Source organism: Demequina globuliformis (assembly GCF_000975155.1).
Lineage (GTDB): Bacteria > Actinomycetota > Actinomycetes > Actinomycetales > Demequinaceae > Demequina > Demequina globuliformis.
Genome location: NZ_BBRG01000003.1, coordinates 1 through 17896 on the forward strand (window position 1 = coordinate 1; position 17896 = coordinate 17896).

Sequence of the window (17896 nt, forward strand, 5' to 3'; positions counted from 1 at the left end):
TGCGACTCCTGCACAGCCGTCGGCCCCGGCTCAGGAGTCCGCGCCTGCGTCCGCTCCGGCACCGCAGCCCACCCCGGCTTCCGCGCAGGAGGCGGCCTCCGCGCCGGCTCCCGCAGAATCCACCCCGGCTGCGCCGGCATCGGCCCCCGCCCCGACCTCGGCTCCCGCCGTCGCCGCGGCGTCCGCTGATGCGTCCGCCGCTGAAGGCGCCGGCTACGTGACCCCGATCGTGCGCAAGCTCGCCAAGGAGCGTGGCGTCGAACTGTCTGGTCTGTCCGGCACGGGAGTGGGTGGCCGCATCCGCAAGGAGGACGTGCTCGCTGCCGCGGATGCCGCATCGCAGGCTCAGTCCGCCGCCGCCCCGTCATCGGCCCCGGCCGCTGCGGAATCGGCCCCCGCTCCGGAGGCCCCCAAGGTCTCTGAGCTTCGCGGCACCACCGTGAAGATGAGCCGTATCCGCAAGATCACGTCGGACAAGATGATGGAATCGCTGCACGGCATGGCGCAGCTGACCTCCGTCGTTGAGGTCGACTGCTCGAAGATCTGGGCGCTGCGCAACAAGGCGAAGAACTCGTTCCAGGAGCGCGAGGGCGTCAAGCTCACCTTCCTGCCGTTCTTCACCCGTGCGGTGGCAGAGGCACTCACGGAGCACGCGTTCCTCAACGCTTCCGTGGACGGCGACAGCATTGTTTACCACGACTCGGTGAACCTGTCGCTCGCTGTCGACACCCCCAAGGGCCTGATGCTGCCCACCATGCACAAGGCCGAGGACAAGACGGTCGGCGAACACGCCAAGGCCATCGCTGACCTCGCCGAGCGTGCACGCACGGGCGGCCTCAAGGCAGACGAGATCTCGGGCGGCACGTTCTCCGTGACCAACACTGGTTCCGGCGGCACGCTCCACGACACTCCCATTGTCCCCAGCCCTCAGGTCGGCATCCTCGCGACATGCGCCATCATCAAGCGCCCCGTCGTCGTGACCGGCCCCAACGGCGAGGACGTCATTTCCATCCGGCCCATGGTCTACCTCCCGCTGTCCTACGATCACCGCATCGTGGACGGTGCCGACGCTGCGAAGTTCCTGCAGACCGTCAAGAAGCGCATCGAAGCCGGTGCCTTCGAGTCCGAGGTCGGGCTCTAAGCGCCCATGCGCGTCGTTCTCGCGGGTTCGTCCGGCCTCATCGGCACTGCTTTGCAGGAGTCGTTGAGGTCGGACGGCCACGAGGCAATTTCCCTGGTCCGGCGCGAGGCGCGCGGACCGAACGAGTCGACATGGGATCCGCGCGCCGGGACCGTTGACTCAAGCGTCCTCGCTGGGGCCGATGCCGTCGTCAACCTCGCAGGGGCCTCGATCGGGGACAAGCGTCTGACCTCCTCGTACGCCGAGGTGGTGCTGAACTCCCGCCTGCAATCCACCGGCACACTTGTCCGGGCGCTCACCGACGTCGCATTCGACGGCGTGCTCATTCAGGGCTCAGCGATGGGCTACTACGGTGCACGAGGCGAAGAGAAGCTCAACGAGCGCTCAGGACCAGGCTCGACGATGCTCGCGAGCATCGTGACCCAGTGGGAAGCAGCGGCCCGCCCCGCGGTCGATGCGGGCATACGCACCGTCTTCTGCCGCACCGGCCTGGTGCTCGCGGGCCACGGCGGGTTCGCGGCGCGGCTGCTCCCCTGGGTGAAGAAGGGCTTGCTCGGCCGGTTGGGCAGCGGCAACGCATGGCATTCGTGGATCACCCTCGAGGACGAGGTGCGGGCAATCCGCTTCTTGATCGACGGTGACCACGATGGGCCAGCCAATCTGATTGCGCCGATCGCGGTGAGGGACCGTGACCTGATCGCCGCGATGTCCGAGGCAGCTGGCCGTTCCCCGGGCTTCCCCGTGCCCGCCACAGTGTTGCGAGCCGTCGTGGGCCCTGCCGCCGAGGACCTGTTGTCGAGCCAGCTCGCCACCCCCGGGGTGCTTAATCGCTACGGCTTCACGTGGGAGCACCCGGAGATTTCCACGGCAGCGACGTGGGTCATGGAGCAGGCGCAGCAGTAGCAACGCGCCAACTACCGTCGACGTATCTGAGGCTGAGGACGGCAACCTCCGTCAGCGCCTCGACTGCAGTGGGGTCACCGCCGCGCACCACGGTGTGGTCGCTGAGCGCATACTCCACTGTGACCTCGGCCCGCTCGTGCTCGACGGACTCGACGGAAGCACCGACCACCGTCCCCACTAGCCCTTCATAGACCACCACTCCGGTGTCGAGATCGTCCCCGAGGGTGCGGGCTTGCTTCGCCGTCTCCGAGTCGCCTGTGACCGTTGCGCGAAGCGCTTCGCCATCGCCCGTCGCTAGCGCCTGGAACCTCGCGTGCGTCAGCCCCTCTGCGGCTGCCACGACGTCCGCGACCTTGTCCGCCATCTCCCCCGCGGCGAGGTCGGGACGATCGCCCTGCGCGTCGTCACGGCCGCCACCGCCACTGTGCGCGCCCGCCTGGACGCCGCTGCGGACTTCGAACGGCTCGCCTGGCATCGCACCGCGACCGTCAGCACCGTCACCGTGTGCACCCCCGCCGTCCGCGCTGTACGCGAGCGGCACAGCAATGCCAGCACCCGCGGCACATACGCCCGCCACCACGCCCGCGCGCACTGCCCATCGGGTCCACCGCCACGGACGTCCAGCGACAGTGCGTTCCGTCCTGATCGCGGCGTGCGATCGCAAGGTCGCCACGACGTCTACCCGTCCTGGAAGGTCGACGGGCACGGCGGGCCCAAGGTCGGCGAGAAGACCTGCGACTGAGGCGGCCTCAGGACGCTCGCCCGCATCCGGCGCGACCAACGGTCTCGTGAGCGCGGAGACACGTGCACAGTCGGCGTCGGACGCCGCCCACCGCAGGAGGCACCCCAGCGAGTACACATCGCTGGCCTCCACTGGTTGCCCCGCAAGGATCTCAGGCGCCCGGAAGCCCGGCGTCCCCCGTTCGTCATCGCGAATGCCGGCGAGCGTGTCGAGCAGCACGATTCCGGAACTGCGGATGAGCACATTGGCCGGCGACAGATCTGCGTGGGCAAGGCCCGCACCGTGCAGGGCGGTGAGCGCAGATGCAATGCGCTCACCTAGCCACCTGACCTCGCCAGCGTTCAAGGGCTCCCTGCGTGCTGACAGCGTCGCAAGGTCCACGCCGGTCAGAGCCGGGAGGGCACACGTGACCTCCCCGTCGCGCCCGCTCATCACCTCGATGGGCGCGACGATGTCGACGCGGTTCAGCGCCCGGAGGCGGGCGCCACGGCGCCGAGCTCTGGCAGCGAGCTCAGCACCGTAGCCAAGGGATCGACGAAGTACCCGCGGTTGCGTGTCAGCCATGCCTCCAGAGTGACCCTGCCGGAGCAGGCCTGGAGGTTATCCACAGGGCTCAGTCAGCGATCTTCTTGTGCCACGGCCACCACGAGCGGCGGCCAATGTCGCTAATCACGCCGGGCACCAGCAAGGAGCGCACGACGAACGTGTCGATCAGGACGCCAACACCCACGATGACTGCGATCTGAGCCAGGAAGATCAGTGGAATCACACCCAGCGCAGCGAAGGTCGCGGCAAGCACAATTCCGGCGGACGTGATCACGCCACCGGTGACGGCAAGCGCACGGCGCGTACCTGCTCGAGTGCCGTGTTCGAGCGATTCTTCCCGTGCGCGCGACATCAGGAAGATCGAGTAGTCCACACCCAGCGCGACGAGGAAAACGAAGCCCAGCAACGGCACGGACGGGTCGGACCCGGGGAAGCCGAACACCCAGTTGAACAGGATTGCCGACAATCCGATGGCGGCGCCGTAGGACAGGATGTTCGCAGCGACGATCACGGCCGGCGCGACGATCGACCGCAGCAGCGCGATGAGGACCACCAAAATCACGGCCAAGATCGTCGGCAAGATGATGAGCGTGTCCCGCTGCGTGGTCTCCCGAGTGTCGAGCTGCTCGGCAGCAGCGCCACCGACGAGGACCTCGTCACCGAGCGGGTGGGTGGCGTCCCGGACGTCAGCGACGATGTCGGCGGCCGCGTTCGAGGTCGATGCGACCGCGGTCACCGCGACGACCTCGACGGTGCCGTCGACCACGATGGGCTGCTCGTTGGGAACCACACCGGGAGGCGCGCCCTCGGCGACCGACGGGGTCAGCACATACGCCTCTGACACTCCGTCGACACCGGTGGCGGCATCGATGGCCGCGTCGGCCTGGTCCTCGGGAACGAAGATGCGAATGGGCGACGTGGCCCCTGCATCGAAGTGGTCCTCGAGAACGGCGATGCCCTGGACGGAATCGGTCTCCGTGGTGAAGACCTCACCCTGTCCCAGCCCAGAGGCCTTGAACGTGGGGACGAACGCGGACAGGACCAGCAGTCCACCGGCGGCGATCAGCCACGTGCGGCGAGGCTTCGCGTCGACGCTGCGCGCCACACGCGGCCAGAAACCCTTGCCCTGCGACGGGTCGGCAAGCGCAGCGTCCTTGCCATCCGCGGACTCTTGGTAACGGGGCATGGCCGGCCAGAACACGCCACGCGCGTGCTTGCCGCCAATGAGGAGTAGAGCGGGCAACAGCGTGAGCGCGGCGATAAATGCCGAGGCAATGCCAAGCGCGCCGGCAGGGCCAAGCGCGGCGTTGGATTTGAGGTCGCTCAGCAACAGGACCAAGAGACCGAGGATCACGGTGATGGCGGACGCCGCGATGGGCTCAATCGACCGACGCCACGCCCGTGCCATCGCGGTATACGGCGATGGCACGCGCAGCAGTTCCTCGCGATAGCGGGCAACCAGCAGGAGCGCGTAGTCGGTCGTAGCACCCACCACGAGGATGAACATGATGCCCTGAGACTGACCATTGAGCGTGATGATGTCTGCCGATGCCATCGCGTAGACCGCGAGGATCGCACCCGTCAGCGCAATCATGGACGTGGCGAGCACGAGGAACGGGAGGACCGGGCTGCGATAGACGATGAGCAGGATGATCAGCACGACCACGAGCGCCACGACGAGCAGGATGCCGTCGATCCCAGCGAACGCCTCAGTGAGGTCTGCGGTGATGCCCAACGCACCCGTGAGGTGGCCGTCAAGCTCCGTGTCCTGCTCCGCCCAGACGGCGCGGATGTCCTCCGCGACAATCGCGCCCACGGTGCCCTCGCCTGCGGTCTCTTCGGCGACGGCGGCGTCCAGGTTGAACGCGACGAGTGCCGCTTCGCCGTCCTCGGACGGCACGGCCTGGGGCGCCTGTTCGCTGGCCGGGGGCGACAGCACCTCGCCAATGGTCCGCCCCTCGGCGTCGCCTTCGATCTCCGTCTCAATGACGGCGTCAACGAACGCTTGGACCGCAGCTAAGTCCTCCTCGCCGGCGATGCCGTCGACGACAAAGATTCCGGGCAAGGTCGTTGCGGGCGCGAACTCTTGGTGAAGCTCAGTCGCCTGCGTGGACTCCGCTGACGATGGCAGGAAGGCCGACGCCTCATTCTCTTGGACGGCGGAGAGCTTTCCGAACGTCTGACCGCCGGCGCCGCCAACGGCGAGCCAGGCAACGATGACAGCAACAAGGGCGAGCGGCCGGAGCCACGTCAGGCGCGGGGACATAGACATATCATTCACTAACATTGGCGAGTCCTTGAAATTCCCGGTAGTGGGAAATTGACCTGAGACGATGCGCGACTAGCCTGGGACGCTATGGAGATCCTCCCGCTCGGGCTCGGCGAGCGTCACGTGCCGTACGACGAGGCCTGGCAGTTGCAGCGCGCCCTGCACGAGCAGCGCGTCGGTGGCGCCCGCGGGGACACAGTCGTGTACGTCGAGCACGAGGCCGTGTATACCGCCGGACGCCGCACCGCCACGTGGGACCGGCCGACCGACGGCACCCCCGTCGTGGACGTCGACCGGGGCGGCCGCATCACCTGGCACGGGCCTGGACAACTGGTGGGCTATCCCATCATTCGGCTCGCGCAGCCCATCGATGTGGTCCGCTACGTGCGCGCACTCGAGGACGCGGTCATGGGCGTGTGCGCCGAGTACGGCCTCGACACAGTACGCGTTGAGGACCGCTCCGGGGTCTGGCTGCCGGCGTCCGCGACGGCGCGTGCACGCAAGATCTGCGCAATCGGCGTGCGCGTCGCGAAAGGCGTCACCATGCATGGCTTCGCGCTGAACTGCGAGCCCGATCTCGCTGAGTTCAACCGGATTGTCCCGTGCGGGATCTCCGATGCGGACGTGACGTCGCTCACTCAGGAGCTTGGCCGTCGCGTCACCATTGCCGATGTGACACACCGCATGACCGCGCATCTCACCACTGCCCTGGCACCCGTACGCTGGGAGTACCAAGCGTCGACCGACCCCAGTACGGCGCCGGACCATGGCACCGCACCACACAAGGAGACCGTGTGACCATCGCACCCGAGGGCCGCCGCATGCTTCGCATCGAGGCACGCAACGCCGAGACCCCCATTGAGCGCAAGCCCGAATGGATCCGCACCAAGGCCACGATGGGCCCCGAGTACTCGGAGCTCAAGTCGCTCGTCAAGGGCGGCGGACTCCACACTGTCTGCGAAGAAGCAGGGTGTCCCAACATCTTTGAGTGCTGGGAAGACCGGGAAGCGACCTTCCTGATTGGAGGCGCGCAGTGCACGAGGCGGTGCGACTTCTGTCAGATCGACACCGGCAAGCCCACTGCGCTGGACCGCATGGAGCCGCTGAAGGTGGCCAAGTCCGTCCAACAGATGGGGCTGAAGTACTCGACTGTCACCGGTGTTGCCCGGGATGACCTCGAAGACGGTGGCGCGTGGCTGTACGCCGAGACCGTCCGCCAGATCCACGAGCTTAATCCCGGCACCGGCGTCGAACTCCTGATCCCCGACTTCAACGCCGATCCCGATCAACTTGCCGAGGTCTTCTCCTCGCGGCCCGAGGTCCTCGCGCACAACGTCGAGACCGTACCCCGCATCTTTAAGCGCATTCGCCCCGCGTTCCGCTACGAGCGCTCGCTCGAGGTGATCACCCGTGCGCAGCAGGACGGCTTCGTCACCAAGTCAAACCTCATTCTGGGCATGGGCGAGACCATGGAAGAGGTGCTTCAGGCCCTGCAGGACCTGCATGACGCCGGCACCGACCTCATCACGATCACCCAGTACCTCCGTCCCAGCCCGCGCCACCATCCGGTCGAGCGGTGGGTGAAGCCAGAGGAGTTCGTCGATCTGTCTCAGGCAGCCGAGGAAATCGGCTTCCTGGGCGTCATGTCGGGCCCACTCGTGCGCTCGTCGTACCGCGCCGGCCGGCTCTGGGGTCAGGCCATGACGCGCAAGGGCCGCCCCATTCCGGAGTCTCTCGCCCACCTTGGCGAGCCCATGGAGGCTCGCCAAGAAGCATCGGCCCTCCTGGGTCGCCCCCAGCGCCCTTCCTGCTAAACGGTCGCCCTTGTGGCGGTGGTGAGCAACCACCGCCCCAAGGCGACTAGACTGTGCGGCATTATGGCGAAGGAACCTCAGAGCAAGCCCAAGATGCGCACGCTGATCAAGCAGGCGTACACGTCGACAGCTCCGCACGACAAGTGGCTGCTGCCACTGCTGATCCTGATCCCGCTCGCAATCATCGCGATCGCCCTCATCATTGGGCTGGCGTCGGGATCGACGTGGATCCTCGTGTACGCGCTCATCTTCGCCCTCCCCATGGCGCTGCTCGCCGCGATGTACACCCTCACTCGCCGTTTCGAGCGCAACGCCTTTATCCGCATGGAGGGCCAGCACGGCTCATCCGTCGCGATTGCCCAGTCGATCCGCCGTGGATGGCGCTTCGAGGAGCAGCCGCTGTCGATCGACCCGCGCGGTCGCGCCGTCGTCTTCTACGGCGTGGGCAAAGGCGGCGTCATGCTGCTGGCGGAAGGTGGCAACGCCGCCCGCAAGCAGGTCGAGGCCTCCACGCGCCGCATCACCAAGCTGGTCCCAGACGTTCCGGTGAACACCATCTACGTGGGGACGCACGAGGGCCAGGTGCCTCTCAAGAAGCTGACCGGTGCCATTAAGAAGCACAAGAAGGCGCTGAACAAGCACCAGCGGGAGCAGGTCTACGCCCGCTTGCGTGCCATCGGTGGCCAGAAGCTCCCCGTGCCCAAGGGCGTCGACCCCATGAGCGCGCGCCCCGACCGCAAGGCGATGCGCGGCCGCTAGAGCCCGCTGGTTCCCGGAGCCGTGGTGTTGAGGTGCATGGTCACTTCACTGCCCGCAACTGACACGCTGACCTGAGTCAAGTCACGCACACGCAGCTGCCGGTCCAGTACCTCTGACGTGCCCTGCCCCACGACCACAGTGGTGCAACCCGCGGCAAGGCCCGCGCGGACTCCGGCGTCGGTGTCTTCAAAGACGACGCACCTGCGAGGGTCGACACCGAGGTCGCGCGCAGCCGCGAGATAGCCTTCTGGGTCTGGTTTGCCACGACTGACGTCGTCAGCACCGATCAGCACCTCGGGGACGTCAATGCCCACGGCTCGGATGCGTTCACGGGCCGGCTCACGGATCGCTGAGGTGACGACGGCCCAACGCTCGCGCGGGAGCGCCTCGACGAGCGCGCGTGCTCCTGGAATCTCCACCACTGCGCCAAACATCGTGGCCTCAAGGTGATGGATGTGGTCATTCCACGTAGCGATCGAGGACGCGTCACTGAGGTAATGCGCGACCGTCACACGTGAGGGCCGTCCGTGCGCGTACGCCAACACCTCAGCCGGGTTGAGGTCATGCGCGTGCGCGAACTCCGTCCACACCACATCGACGAGCGCGTTCGAGTCGACCAAGGTGCCGTCCATGTCGAACAGCACTGCGTCGACCGCTATCTGAGTGCTCACGTGGCGTTGGCCGCTCGGGTCGAGACAATGCGGGTGCCCACAGCGCGATCGTGGAGACCACGGCCCTGCGGATCCCACACCACCGCGGGGATCACGAGCGCGAGCAGCACGGTACGGCCGAGCGCCTTGGGCAGTCCCACCATGGAAGCGCCGTCCTCACGCACCACGCGCAGCCCAGCGACTCGGTGGCCAATGGTGGTGCCCAGGGTGGCTACCAGGATCAGATGCTGAGCCGCCCAAATCGCCATCGTGATGACGGGATCACCCGCGACGAGCACGCGTTCAATGCCAGTGGTGTCTGCATACGCCTCCTGCGCAAAGAAGGCGGAGGTAATCACCAGGCACAGCATCCAGTCGATTCCCAGGCCAATCAGCCTACGGCCCACCAAGGCCGAGGACTGTGCCAGCTGGTCGTCTTCACGGGGTTCAGTCACCGGACAATCGTAACGGTGGGCGGTGTAGGGTCGAGGAGACATCGGCGTCGGCGCCAGTTCTGGCGCGCCACGCGGGCATGCGAAACACTCTCGTAACATTCGGCGAATGTAGGGGAAACCCACTCGCCGTAGAGTGACGCGTGCCATTGAAGGCCAGACCTACACTCACGAGGAGCACACGGATGTTCAAGACTGCCGAAGAGGCAATCGCATATGTGAAGGACGAGGCGGTCGAGTACATCGACATTCGCTTCTGCGACCTGCCCGGTGCGATGCAGCACGTCAACGTCCCCGCACACCAGTTCGAGACCGTGCTTGAAGACGGCGCAGCATTCGACGGTTCGTCGATCCGCGGCTTCCAGGCCATCAACGAGTCCGACATGAAGCTGATCGCGGACCTTCAGACCGCGTACATCGACCCCTTCCGCAAGGCGAAGACCCTGGTCGTGAACTTCTCCGTCGTGGACCCCTTCACCGACGAGCCTTACTCGCGTGACCCCCGCAACGTTGCCATGAAGGCCCAGGAGTACCTGAAGGCCACCGGTATCGGCGACACCGCCTTCTTCGCCCCCGAGGCCGAGTTCTTCATCTTCGACTCCGTGCGTTTCGACACCAACCAGCACGAGGGCTACTACCACATCGACTCTTCCGAGGGCTGGTGGAACACCGGTCGCGAGACCGAGCTCGACGGCTCGCCGAACCTTGGCTACAAGACCCGCTACAAGGGCGGCTACTTCCCCGTCTCCCCCGGCGACCAGAACGCTGATCTCCGCGACGAGATCTGCACCGTCCTCGAAGAGGTCGGTCTTGAGCTCGAGCGCGCACACCACGAGGTGGGCACCGCCGGCCAGCAGGAGATCAACTACCGCTTCAACACGCTGCTGCACGCTGCTGACGACATCATGAAGTTCAAGTACGTCGTCAAGAACGTCGCGTGGAAGCACGGCAAGACCGTCACCTTCATGCCCAAGCCGCTGTTCGGTGACAACGGTTCCGGTATGCACGTGCACCAGTCGGTGTGGAAGAACGGCGACCCGCTGTTCTACGACGAGGCTGGCTACGGCGGCCTGTCCGACATCGCACGCTGGTACATCGGTGGAATCCTCAAGCACGCTCCCTCGCTGCTGGCATTCACCAACCCGACCGTGAACTCGTACCACCGTTTGGTGCCAGGCTATGAGGCACCTGTGAACCTGGTGTACTCGGCACGTAACCGCTCTGCTGCAGTGCGCATCCCGGTGACCGGTTCCAACCCGAAGGCCAAGCGCATCGAGTTCCGCGCGCCTGACTCGTCCGGTAACCCCTACCTCGCGTTCGCTGCGCTGCTCATGGCCGGCCTGGACGGCATCAAGAACAAGATTGAGCCGCCCGCCCCGATCGACAAGGACCTCTACGAGCTGCCCCCCGAGGAGCACGCAGAGATCGCTCAGGTCCCTGACTCGCTGGACAAGGTCCTCAACGCGCTCGAGGCTGACCACAGCTTCCTCACGGAGGGCGACGTCTTCACGGAAGACCTCATCGCCGAGTGGATTGACTTCAAGCGCACCAACGAGATTGACCCGCTGCGCTTCCGTCCGCACCCCCACGAGTTCGAGCTGTACTACGACTGCTAAGTCGTCGCACACGCGAAGTCGAAGGCCCGTCGCCCTCTTGGGGCGGCGGGCCTTCGCCGTGTCGCAGGTCGTTACGTAACCGGCGTATCGCTGAGTCAGCTCAGGGCCTCGACCACCTGAGCGGCCGACGAGACTACGCGGTTGTCCTCGGCAGTCGGCGTAAACCCGAGGCGGAGGACGACAATGCCCTCGGAGGGCACCACCGTGATGCGTTGACCATCGTGGCCGCTCGCAAAGTACGCGTCCGCAGGGAGCTCGTCATTGATCACGGTGCCGTCCGCGCTGGTGTTGGCCCACCATCCCGAGGCGTAGCCATCAGAGCCCTCCTCGACGACGGTGTCGATAGGCGCCGTTGATTCCTCCATCCACCCCTCGGGCAACAGCCGCTCTCCCTCCCATTGCCCCTCCTGGAGCGCGAACTGCCCCACGGCAGCCCAGTCCCTGGCGGACGCCCACATGTAGGAACTGCACACGGGGGTACCAGCCGCATCGGCCTCCATCACGGCGCTCGACAGTCCCAGGGGTGTGAACAACTCCTGACGAGGCATGTCTGCGAGCCCGCGCCCTTCGGTGATCACGTCACACAGCAGCGTCGTCGAGCCGCTCGAGTACTGCAGAAAGCTTCCGGGGTCGTGAGCGAGTTCCTGTGACGCGACGAAGGCGCCCATATCCGGCTCCGCGTAAAGCATTTGCGTGATGGGTGTGCCGAGGTCGTAGGTCTCATCCCAGGCAAGCCCCGAGGTCATGTTCAGGAGATGCCGGATGGTGATGTCAGCACGGCGGTCAGTCCAATCGGCGCGCAGGTGGTCGTCATCGAGGGACAGGTCGCCCTGCTCGACCAGGCGGCCCACCAACAGGTTGGTGACGCTCTTGGTCATCGACCAGCCCAGTTGCGGCGTGGACTCATCGAAGCCGTCGGCATATCGTTCAGCGACAAGGCGCCCGTCGTGCACCACGACCATCGCGCGAGTACCAAGTTCCTCCTGGGCCTGCGCGTCGAGGTCGTCCCCAAAGCCGTGCGCGAGCGCCGCGACCATCGCACTATCGGTGGGTTCTGTGAGCGGAAGATCGGTGTAGGGGTTCGCGCCGGGTGTGACCGCGGTCGCGGGTGGGACAGTTGCGGGAGACTCATCGGCTAGCGCGCACCCGTATCCCGGCACCTCCCAGGCCGTCTGGCGCGCGAGGATGCCAAGGATGGACCCCTCGGCGGAGGCGCCGTCTTCTGCCACCTCCGTGCGAACCACGGGCACCAGCGGGTTGGGCGGGAGGTCGGTCGCCGCGTCGTCGCGTCCTGCAATGACGTCGAGCGCGCATGCGTTGTGCGCGGCGTAGCCCGTTCCGGTCATGAGGAGCGGCCGGGCATACCAATAGGCCGCGACGAGCGCGATCACGAGGACGACGAGCGAGATCAGGGCGGCGATGGCCTTGCGCGACATAGGTGCACTCTCCGTTGAGGCAAGCAGGGCGCGGCGATTCGGCCACGCGCCGTGTAATGAGGGCGCAGGGCGCCCGGGACCACACAAGGGTACGGCAGGGGTGTGAGCCACGATCTCGCGCATGAGGTCCACTCAGACCTTGACAGTTGATTCGATAGATGTCTAAATAGAGAGACATCGATGTCTTGCCCCCAATCAGCGAAGTAGACCCCACCCGAGGAGCGCCCATGACTTCCACGGCCGCCGACTGCAGCGTCGGCAATATCGAGGCACACTCCATTGACGCCGCGCGAGCCGCGCAAGCAGCGACGATCCTCAAAGCACTCGCGGACCCTTTGCGTCTGCGCATGTTGGCCGTAATCGCGAGCGCCCCCGACGGCGAAGTATGCGTGTGTGACCTCAGCTCGCTGGCCCAGGTATCAGACCCGACGGTCTCGTATCACCTCAAAGCGCTACGCACCGCCGGCCTGGTGCTGTCGCACCGCCGTGGCACATGGGTGTACTACCGCGTCGACCCTCAGATGAAGGATGCGGTGGAGGCGCTGCTACAGGCCTTCGTAGCCACGCCTCAAAAGACGGAGCACGGCGCCGGAGGGCACGACGCTGATGCACCTCACGGCCTGGACCACGTGGAGCGCGCGCTGGAATCCATCGCCAATGATCTCGCGCACGCCTTGCCCGAGCTGGAGCCCGCACTCGTGACTCGTACCGTGCAGGAGTCCTACACATCGCTGCTCAGCCGCGCCAAGGTGCGCCAGCACCTCATTCCGCTGACGCGACAGTTCGCTCGGCAACGCCTCCAGGACGTGGCCAAGGCCCGCACCCCGGATCGTGGCCACGTGCCGCAGGTGCTCTTTGTGTGCGTGCAGAACGCGGGGCGCTCGCAACTGGCCGCCGCATTGGTACGCCACTACGCGGGCGAGCGGGTCACTGTGCGATCGGCCGGCTCCATGCCGGCTACCGACGTCCACGACAACGTCGCACCCCTCGTGGCGGAGCTTGGCCCCACCGCAGACGCCTTCCCGAAACCGCTGACAGACGACGCCGTTCGGGCCTCGGATGTCGTGATCACCATGGGCTGCGGCGACGTGTGTCCCGTCTACCCTGGCAAGCGCTATGAGGACTGGCGCGTCGGCGATCCCGCACTCGCGTCACAAGACGGCGTGCGCGCGATCCGCGACGACATTGACGCGCGCGTACGCCATCTGCTGAGCGAGCTCGTGCCGGACCTTGACCTCCCTGCCGAAGGCGCCTGAACAGATTCCCGAGCGCGGCGCAGTTGAGGAAGAGCCCGAGGTGTAGCGTGCCTGCGCAGACCTGCTAGCAGGTCACGCGTGTGAGGTGGACTCGCCAGCGTGCTGGCCCTGCCTCGCGGTACTCAACCATGCAAAAGCCCGGCACTTCCGTGTGGACCAAGTCCAGCATGTGCGCCGGGTCGTGCGCCGACGTCAACGTGAAGGACTCCCCTGGGACCAACACGGCTGCCTGCGCCAGCACACGCACGTGTGCGGCGCGTTCACCAAGACCGGAAACATCGATGTCGCGCGGCTTGCTCGCACGCGCGCGGCTGGCACCGCCAGGCATGTGGCCGAGCGTCACGAGGTCGATCTCGTCGACGCCTACGACCGTGTCCCACCGGCCTGCGCTGTCGCGGGCCTCGTAGGCAATGCGCATGTCGCCGTTCTCCCTCGCGTCTCGCGTTGAAAAGGAAATGGCGGGCGGCACCCTGTCCCCGAGGTGCCGCTCCGCCACTTCCTACGTTAGACACGCGATGGCGCGCACCTACAGGACGATGGTCCCGCCTTGCCCTCCGTGCTCGCTGGGCTCCCACTAGACACCCGGATGCTCCTGACCCGTCTGTCGCACAGCTTGCAACCACCGCATGCAAGCGTTTACATTAGTGGGAATGAATCACGCCGTGGTGGCGCACCATGCTCACCACGCCACGCTCAACGGAGAGGACCCGCCCGCATGAATGCCGCGCAGGACCAGTGGTGGCGCACCGCCGTCATCTATCAGATCTACCCCCGGTCCTTCGCGGACGCCTCCGGCGACGGCATCGGCGACTTGCGCGGCATCACCCAGCGGCTCGATGACCTGGCAGCACTCGGGGTCGACGCGATCTGGCTGTCCCCCTTCTACGTCTCTCCGCAAAAGGACGCGGGCTACGACGTCGCCGACTTCACCGACGTTGACCCGCTGTTTGGCACGCTCGATGACTTCGACGCGATGGTGGCGCGCGCCCACGACCTGGGCCTACGCGTCATCGTGGACATTGTGCCCAACCACAGTTCCGACCAGCACGCGTGGTTCCAGGCGGCACTCGCGGCACCCGAGGGCTCCGCCGAGCGCGCCCGCTACATCTTCCGCGACGGACGCGGCGAGGACGGCTCTGAGCCTCCCAACAACTGGCATTCCGTGTTCGGCGGTCCTGCATGGACGCGGAGCACCAATGCCGACGGCTCGCCGGGCCAATGGTTCCTGCACCTGTTCGACTCCACCCAACCGGACTTTGACTGGTCCAACCCCGAGGTCCTTGAGGAGTTTGACCGCGTGCTGCGGTTCTGGCTCGACCGGGGCGCAGACGGATTCCGAGTAGACGTCGCCCACGGCCTGATCAAGGCTGACGGACTGCCGGACTTCGCCTTTGATGATGACGCCAACTCCATGGGCGGCACCGAGGGCCCACAATCGCCCTACTTTGGCCTCGACGGCGTTCACGACATTTGGCGTCGCTGGCGCAGCGTGGTGGACGAGTACGACGACCGCATCCTCGCGGCAGAAGCATGGGTCCTCCCACTGTCAAAGATGGCCAAGTGGGTCCGCTCGGACGAGATGCACCAGGCTTTCAACTTCGCGTACCTCGAGACCGACTGGAAAGCCGCGGACCTGCGCGACGTGATCGACGAGTCGATCGAGCAGTTCGGGGCCGTGGGCGCGCCGTCCACCTGGGTGCTGTCGAACCACGACGTCGTGCGCCACGCGAGCCGTCTCGCGCTGACAGCCGACAACCCGCAGGGCCACGGCATCGGCCCTCGTTCAGCCGGCCTGCCCGATACCCAGCTGGGCCTGCGGCGTGGCCGCGCGGCGAGCACGCTCATGCTTGCTCTCCCGGGGTCCGCATACATCTACCAGGGTGAGGAACTGGGCCTCCCTGAGGCCATCGACATTCCAGACGAGGCGCGCCAGGACCCGACCTGGTTCAGGACCGCAGGCGAGCGTTACGGCCGCGACGGGTGCCGTGTGCCGCTCCCGTGGACGTCGCAAGCACCGGCGTTCGGATTCTCGCCTTCCGGCGAAACGTGGCTTCCCCAGCCGGCGCAGTGGGCGCAGCTGGCGCGCGACCTGCAGCACGGAGATCCTTCCTCGACCCTGTCGCTGTACGAGCAGGCGCTGCGCTTGCGCCGGGAGTTCGGAACGGCCACGGCGACCTTGGAGTGGATTGACACAGTGCCTGACGGCGTCGTGGCGTTCCGCGTCGGAGAGTTGTCCGTGTATGCGGTGGTCGACCCAGGCACGTCGATTCCACTCCCCTCCGGCGAGGTGCTCCTGTCCTCCGCCCCTGTGACCGATACCATTCCTGCGGACACAACGGTCTGGCTGAGGGGCTGACCGCACCCAGACACGCTCGGAGGTGCTGCGATGGCGAAGATCCAAAGGGTCGCCGAACTCGCTGGCGTCTCCACGGCGACCGTCTCTCGCGCACTCGCGGGGAAAACCTCGGTCTCCCCTGCGACCAAAGCTAAGGTGGAGGCCGCGGCCAAGGAACTCGGCTATGTCGTGTCCTCGGCCGCGTCCTCGCTCGCCTCGGGGCGCACCCGCAACGTCGGCGTGGTGCTTCCGTATCTGGACAGTTGGTTCTTCATGGCTGTCCTGAAGGGGGCCCAACGCCTCCTGGCCGACGCAGGCTACGACGTCACGCTGTACCACCTCCCACCGGCCAATGGCCTTGAGGAGGACATCGAGGGCGCTCAGCGGCGCGCACGCCTGTTCGACGAGTTTCTCCGGCGCCAGCGATGCGATGCGATCCTCGCCGTCAACCTGGAACTGGATGATGCCGAGCGTGCAACGCTGGGAGACCTCCGCCGCCCGCTCGTGGGACTTGGCGGCCCGCTTCCAGGACTGCACACACTGAGCCTCGACGACACCGCCGTCGCTCGGTGCGCCACGCAGCACCTCCTTGACCTAGGCCATCGTCACATCGCGCACATCACCGGCGATCCGGACTTCGAACGCGACTTCCAGATGCCCGCTACCCGCCGCGCCGGCTACGAAGCCTCATTGGCGGACGCCGGCGTCGAGTCTGACCCGCTACTGGTGCGTCACGCAAACTTCACCATCGAGGGCGGCTACGCAGCGACGAAGGAACTCCTGACCGACCCACGCATCCACCCCACCGCCATCTTTGCCGCGTCCGACGAAATGGCGATTGGCGCGATCCTCGCGGCACGGGACCTCGGTCGCGACGTGGCCGGTGACGTGTCCATCATTGGCGTCGATGGACACGATCTTGCAGAGTTTTTTGGGCTGACGACTATTGATCAGTTCCCCGAGCGCCAAGGCCAGCAGGTGGCCCAGCTGGTGTTGGATGAACTCGCAGGCGATGGCGTTGAAGCCGTGGATGAGGCGTTGCCGTACCAACTGGTCGCGCGACGCTCGACGGCACCGCTGCGACAGCCATGACACGCTCGGGACGCCTCCGCGTGGTGGTGTGCGGGCCCGCATCATGGAACCACCTCATTGTGCTCGACTCCCTCCCCGAGGCGCGCCCTCACATGCGATTCGCACAGGACGCATGGTGGACGGTCGGAGGCACGAGCGCCGGCAAGGCGCTCCACCTGCATGAACTCGGCGTCGACGTCACGCTCGTCACGCCATTGGGCGACGACGATGACGGGCGCCGCGTGCACACAGCCCTGCGCCGCACGGGATTGTCCGTCCTCCCACTCGGCGCCGACGTCACGGAGTCCCACACGAACCTCATGACGACGCAGGGCGAACGAGTCTCTGTCTACACATCGGCCCCGGCTGCACCGTCGCGAGCGGACACCGCGACCGCCAGCGCGCTGTTTGATCGCGCAGACGCATTGGTGATCGACCTGTCACCGCTTGGCCGCGCACTTCTGCCCGCGGCAGTCGCGACGGGCCTGCCCCTGTGGACTGACCTGCATGACTGGGACGGAGCTGCGGACTATCAGCGCCCGTTCGCGCAGGCGGGCACCACCGTCGTGATCAACGACGACGGACACGGCGATGCTCGCGCGGTGATGGCCGATGCCGTGGCCGGCCGGGCAACCTCTGCGATCCGCACGCTCGGTGCGGCAGGGGCAGAGGTCATGACGGCAGACGGCCGTGTCGAATCCGTGCCCGCCGTGGCATGCACGGTCGTCGACACCAACGGGGCAGGCGATGCGTTCGCGGCCGGCGCTCTCGTGGCGCAGTGCCTCGGAGGCTCACCGCGCGAGCAACTGGCGTCAGGAGCGGCCCAGGCAGCGCGTGCGCTTGGCAGCCGGCATCTCAGCCCGCTCCTCGACGCGTCACGCGAGGGATAGCGCCCCGGGCCGATGC

At 66.5% G+C, this 17896-nt stretch carries 16 protein-coding genes; 10 read left to right on the top strand and 6 right to left on the bottom strand.

Annotated elements, in window-relative coordinates; all coding sequences use genetic code 11:
- On the top strand, positions 1-1141 hold a 1141-nt coding region (sucB, locus tag AOP75_RS09975; protein ID WP_083966903.1), incomplete at its 5' end, for a 2-oxoglutarate dehydrogenase, E2 component, dihydrolipoamide succinyltransferase.
- A 6-nt stretch (positions 1142-1147) separates the two neighbouring features.
- A complete protein-coding gene (locus tag AOP75_RS09980) occupies positions 1148-2044 on the top strand; it encodes a TIGR01777 family oxidoreductase (protein WP_062078946.1) in 897 nt (298 codons plus the stop codon).
- Here AOP75_RS09980 and AOP75_RS09985 read toward each other — a convergent pair.
- Both AOP75_RS09985 and AOP75_RS09990 read right to left on the bottom strand, forming a co-directional pair.
- Positions 2022-3350 (bottom strand): protein kinase domain-containing protein, encoded by a 1329-nt coding sequence (locus tag AOP75_RS09985; protein WP_062078947.1) that lies wholly within the window; start codon positions 3348-3350, stop codon positions 2022-2024. The genes AOP75_RS09980 and AOP75_RS09985 overlap by 23 nt on opposite strands.
- Positions 3351-3399: 49 nt before the next feature.
- Entirely contained in the window at positions 3400-5598 is a 2199-nt protein-coding gene (locus tag AOP75_RS09990; RefSeq protein WP_152650055.1) for an MMPL family transporter, read from the bottom strand.
- A 90-nt stretch (positions 5599-5688) separates the two neighbouring features.
- Here AOP75_RS09990 and lipB point away from each other — a divergent pair, with 90 nt between their 5' ends.
- The 3 genes from lipB to AOP75_RS10005 all read left to right on the top strand — a co-directional run bounded on the left by lipB (position 5689) and on the right by AOP75_RS10005 (position 8174).
- Complete coding sequence (gene lipB, locus AOP75_RS09995) at positions 5689-6399, top strand: lipoyl(octanoyl) transferase LipB (protein ID WP_062078949.1); 711 nt, start codon at positions 5689-5691, stop codon at positions 6397-6399.
- Positions 6396-7415: a lipoyl synthase gene (lipA, locus tag AOP75_RS10000; protein WP_062078950.1), complete on the top strand. Its 1020-nt coding sequence runs from the start codon at positions 6396-6398 to the stop codon at positions 7413-7415. Before lipB ends, lipA begins: the two co-directional genes overlap by 4 nt.
- Positions 7416-7478: 63 nt before the next feature.
- Positions 7479-8174, top strand: coding sequence for a DUF4191 family protein (locus AOP75_RS10005; protein ID WP_062078951.1), 696 nt, complete (start codon positions 7479-7481; stop codon positions 8172-8174).
- Here AOP75_RS10005 and AOP75_RS10010 read toward each other — a convergent pair.
- The gene (locus AOP75_RS10010) at positions 8171-8845 is read right to left on the bottom strand and encodes an HAD-IA family hydrolase (RefSeq protein ID WP_062078952.1); all 675 of its coding nucleotides are present in this window, start codon (positions 8843-8845) and stop codon (positions 8171-8173) included. The genes AOP75_RS10005 and AOP75_RS10010 overlap by 4 nt on opposite strands.
- Positions 8842-9279, bottom strand: coding sequence for an RDD family protein (locus AOP75_RS10015; RefSeq protein ID WP_062078953.1), 438 nt, complete (start codon positions 9277-9279; stop codon positions 8842-8844). The genes AOP75_RS10010 and AOP75_RS10015 overlap by 4 nt, the downstream gene beginning before the upstream one ends.
- Positions 9280-9461: 182 nt before the next feature.
- On the opposite strand from AOP75_RS10015, the gene glnA reads away from it, so the two are divergent.
- Complete coding sequence (gene glnA / locus AOP75_RS10020) at positions 9462-10892, top strand: type I glutamate--ammonia ligase (RefSeq protein WP_062078954.1); 1431 nt, start codon at positions 9462-9464, stop codon at positions 10890-10892.
- A gap of 95 nt (positions 10893-10987) precedes the next feature.
- Here the strand turns inward: glnA and AOP75_RS10025 are convergent, their stop codons facing one another.
- The gene (locus AOP75_RS10025) at positions 10988-12328 is read right to left on the bottom strand and encodes a serine hydrolase domain-containing protein (protein WP_062078955.1); all 1341 of its coding nucleotides are present in this window, start codon (positions 12326-12328) and stop codon (positions 10988-10990) included.
- A gap of 227 nt (positions 12329-12555) precedes the next feature.
- On the opposite strand from AOP75_RS10025, the gene AOP75_RS10030 reads away from it, so the two are divergent.
- Positions 12556-13584, top strand: a complete 1029-nt coding sequence (locus tag AOP75_RS10030) for a metalloregulator ArsR/SmtB family transcription factor (RefSeq protein WP_062078956.1) — start codon at positions 12556-12558, stop codon at positions 13582-13584.
- Between the two features lie 64 nt (positions 13585-13648).
- On the opposite strand, the gene AOP75_RS10035 is transcribed toward AOP75_RS10030, so the two are convergent.
- Positions 13649-14002, bottom strand: coding sequence for a DUF2249 domain-containing protein (locus AOP75_RS10035; RefSeq protein ID WP_062078957.1), 354 nt, complete (start codon positions 14000-14002; stop codon positions 13649-13651).
- 297 nt (positions 14003-14299) lie between these two features.
- On the opposite strand from AOP75_RS10035, the gene AOP75_RS10040 reads away from it, so the two are divergent.
- From AOP75_RS10040 to AOP75_RS10050, 3 genes are all read left to right on the top strand, one after another.
- Positions 14300-15940, top strand: coding sequence for a glycoside hydrolase family 13 protein (locus AOP75_RS10040; protein WP_062078958.1), 1641 nt, complete (start codon positions 14300-14302; stop codon positions 15938-15940).
- Positions 15941-15970: 30 nt separating this feature from the next.
- Entirely contained in the window at positions 15971-17011 is a 1041-nt protein-coding gene (locus AOP75_RS10045; RefSeq protein ID WP_062078959.1) for a LacI family DNA-binding transcriptional regulator, read from the top strand.
- Between the two features lie 92 nt (positions 17012-17103).
- Positions 17104-17880, top strand: coding sequence for a carbohydrate kinase family protein (locus tag AOP75_RS10050; protein ID WP_236683144.1), 777 nt, complete (start codon positions 17104-17106; stop codon positions 17878-17880).
- Positions 17881-17896: the final 16 nt, after the last annotated feature.